Genomic DNA, 3,250 nt, shown 5'->3' with positions numbered 1-3,250 from the left:
CCCGCCAGGAGGAGCAGCGGCGGGCCTGACCGGCCGTCAGCCGGTCCAGGTCCAGTCGCGGATGTCGGGGGCGTCCTCGCCGTACTCCCGGGTGTGGGCGCGGCAGCGCAGCCGCTCGTCCTGCATGTGCTGGCGCAGGTGGGCCGCCTTCACGCCCAGCCCGGGGACCCGGTCGATGACGTCCATGACGAGGTGGAAGCGGTCGAGGTCGTTGAGCATCACCATGTCGAACGGGGTCGTGGTGGTGCCCTCCTCCTTGTAGCCGCGCACGTGCAGGTTGGGGTGGCCGTTGCGGCGGTAGGTGAGCCGGTGGATGAGCCACGGGTAGCCGTGGAACGCGAATATGACCGGCTTGTCGGTGGTGAACAGGGCGTCGTACTCGCGCTCGGGCAGCCCGTGGGGGTGCTCCTCGGCGGGCATCAGCCGCATCAGGTCGACCACGTTGACCAGGCGCACCCGCAGCTCGGGCAGGTGCTCGCGCAGCAGTCGCGCGGCGGCGAGCGCCTCGGCGGTGGGGATGTCGCCGGCGCAGGCCAGGACGACGTCGGGTTCGGTCCCCTCGTCGGTGCTCGCCCACTCCCAGATGCCGGCGCCGCGCGTGCAGTGGGCGACGGCCCGCTCCATGTCCAGGTACTGGAGGGCGGGCTGCTTGCCCGCGATGACCACGTTGACGTAGTCGCGGGAGCGCAGGCAGTGGTCGGCGGTCGACAGCAGCGTGTTGGCGTCCGGCGGCAGGTAGACCCGGACGATCTCCGGCTTCTTGTTGACCACGTGGTCGATGAACCCGGGGTCCTGGTGGCTGAACCCGTTGTGGTCCTGACGCCACACGTGCGAGCTGAGCAGGTAGTTCAGCGACGCGATCGGCCGCCGCCACGGCAGGTTCCGCGTCACCTTGAGCCACTTGGCGTGCTGGTTGACCATGGAGTCCACGATGTGCACGAACGCCTCGTAGCTGTTGAACAGCCCGTGCCGCCCGGTGAGCAGGTAGCCCTCCAGCCAGCCCTGGCACAGGTGCTCGCTGAGGACCTCCATGACCCGGCCGTCGGGCGCCAGGTCCTCGTCGGTGGGCAGCCGCTCCAGGTCCCAGGCGCGCCCGGCGGCCTCGAACACCGCGCCGAGCCGGTTGGACGCGGTCTCGTCGGGGCCCATCACCCGGAACGTGCTCGGGTTGGCGCGGACGACGTCGCGCAGCAGCTCGCCGAGCACCTTGGTGGCCTCGCCGTGCACGGTGGCGGGCTCGGGCACGTCGACGGCGTAGCGGCGGAAGTCGGGCAGGGTGAGGTCCTTGAGCAGCAGGCCGCCGTTGGCGTGCGGGCTGGCGCTGATGCGCCGCTGCCCGTCGGGGACCAGCGCGGTGGTCTCGGGGAAGGGCGCGCCGCCGCCGTCGAACAGCTCTTCGGGCCGGTAGGAGCGCATCCACCGCTCCAGGTGGGCGAGGTGGTCGGGGTCGGTGCGCACCCCGCTGAGCGGCACCTGGTGGGAGCGCCAGGTGCCCTCGACCGGGGCGCCGTCGACCTCTTCGGGGCCGGTCCACCCCTTGGGCGAGCGCAGCACGATCATCGGCCAGCGCACCTCCTCGACCGGGCGGCCGGTGCGGGCGCGGTGCTGGATGCCGGCGATCTCGTCCAGGGCGGTCTCCAGCGCCGCGGCCATCGCGCGGTGCATGGGCTCCTGCTCGTCGCCGGAGACGATGATCGGGTGGTGGCCGTGGCCCTCCAGCAGCGACACCAGGTCGCGCTCGGGGATGCGGGCGAGCACCGTGGGGTTGGCGATCTTGTACCCGTTGAGGTGCAGGATCGGCAGCACGGCGCCGTCGCGCACCGGGTCCACGAACCGGCCGGCCTGCCAGCTGCCGGCCAGCGGGCCGGTCTCGGCCTCGCCGTCGCCGACGACCGCGGCGACCACCAGGTCGGGGTTGTCGAAGGCGGCGCCGTAGGCGTGGGAGAGCGCGTAGCCGAGTTCGCCGCCCTCGTGGATGGAGCCGGGGGTCTCCGGGGCGACGTGGCTGGGGATGCCGCCGGGGAAGGAGAACTGCCGGAACAGCCGGCGCATGCCCTCGGCGTCGCGGGTGATCCCGGGGTAGACCTCGGTGTAGGTGCCGTCGAGCCAGGCGGTGGCCACCGCCGACGGGCCGCCGTGGCCGGGGCCGACCACCCACATCATCTCGGTGCCGCGGCGCCGGATCTGCCGCGACAGGTGGGCGTAGACGAAGTTCAGGCCGGGGGTGGTCCCCCAGTGGCCGAGCAGCCGGGGCTTGATGTGCTCGGGCCGCAGCGGCTCGGTGAGCAGCGGGTTGTTGAGCAGGTAGATCTGCCCGACGGAGAGGTAGTTGGCCGCCCGCCAGTACCGGTCGAGGCGGTCCAGGTCCTCGCGGCCGAGCGGGTCGCCGCCGGTCCGCGCCGCCGGGACCTCCGTGGTTCCTGTCATGCTCGTCTCCCTCGTCGACCGGTCACGGGCGCACCGCCGGTGCCCTACCCGGGCCGGCGCCGGGTATGGGGCGGCGGAGGTCATTTCTGCGCCATCCCGGCCCGCTGCCCGCCGCCCGTGCCCTCACACCGCGGAACGCGCGCGCGGCACGGCCGCGCGACCGCGCGGCCACGGTCGGCGACGGGTAGGTTGGCCGACGATGAACACGCGACCCGAAGACGACAGCGACCCGACGACCACGGGGACGGCGCGCGAGGCCGCCGTCACCCCCGACCCCGCGGCGGCCCCCGCCGCACCCCCCGCCGGCGGCGCGTCCGCGGCGGGCCCGGCCGACGGCGCGGCGCCGGCCGGCGGTGCCGTACCGGCCGGCGGCACGGACGGCGACGGCGCGGAGCGCGACGCCGACGCGTCCGACCCCGCCGACTGGGAGCTGGCCGCGCCCCGCCCCGCGGGGGTGTTCTCCGCCGAGACGTTCTCGCTGGCCGCCCTGCTCATGGTGGGCGCCGCGCTGGTCGGCACCCGGCTCGGCGAGATGTGGGCCAGCGTCCGCTCGGCCGACCAGCTCTCGGCCCTGTCCGCCATCATCATGGGCGACGGCGGCACCGCGGTGCTCGGCGTGGTGCTGGGTTTGCTCGCGCTGGTGCTGGCCGACGCCGACTCCCGGCCGTGGGCCCGCTGGGCGGGCATGGCGGCGGTCGTGGTGGGCCTGGTGTTCGTGGTGCTGTCGGTGACCACGTACCTGATGGTGCCGCCGCCCCAGCCGCAGCCGATGATGCCGGCGGGCTGAGCCGCACGGCGCCGCGGGCGGCCGGGCAGCCGGCCG

The 3,250-nt window shown here is 74.4% G+C and carries 2 protein-coding genes; one reads left to right on the top strand and one right to left on the bottom strand.

Annotation, left to right across the window (positions count from 1 at the left end):
* Positions 1–36 precede the first annotated feature (36 nt).
* Positions 37–2,427, bottom strand: a complete 2,391-nt coding sequence (locus tag NT8_RS27690) for a phosphoketolase family protein (protein ID WP_067975953.1) — start codon at positions 2,425–2,427, stop codon at positions 37–39.
* A 199-nt stretch (positions 2,428–2,626) separates the two neighbouring features.
* On the opposite strand from NT8_RS27690, the gene NT8_RS27685 reads away from it, so the two are divergent.
* Positions 2,627–3,214, top strand: coding sequence for a hypothetical protein (locus NT8_RS27685; protein ID WP_067975951.1), 588 nt, complete (start codon positions 2,627–2,629; stop codon positions 3,212–3,214).
* Positions 3,215–3,250: the final 36 nt, after the last annotated feature.

The organism is Nocardiopsis trehalosi NBRC 14201, from assembly GCF_001552555.1.
GTDB classification, from domain to species: domain Bacteria; phylum Actinomycetota; class Actinomycetes; order Streptosporangiales; family Streptosporangiaceae; genus Nocardiopsis_B; species Nocardiopsis_B trehalosi.
Note: the sequence above shows the minus strand (reverse complement) of the source record. Positions and strands in the feature narration are given on the sequence as shown.

Coding starts and splice junctions, on each gene's coding strand:
- NT8_RS27690 (WP_067975953.1), bottom strand. CDS start 2,427: ATGACAGGAACCACGGAGGTCCCGGCGGCGCGGACCGGCGGCGACCCG.
- NT8_RS27685 (WP_067975951.1), top strand. CDS start 2,627: ATGAACACGCGACCCGAAGACGACAGCGACCCGACGACCACGGGGACG.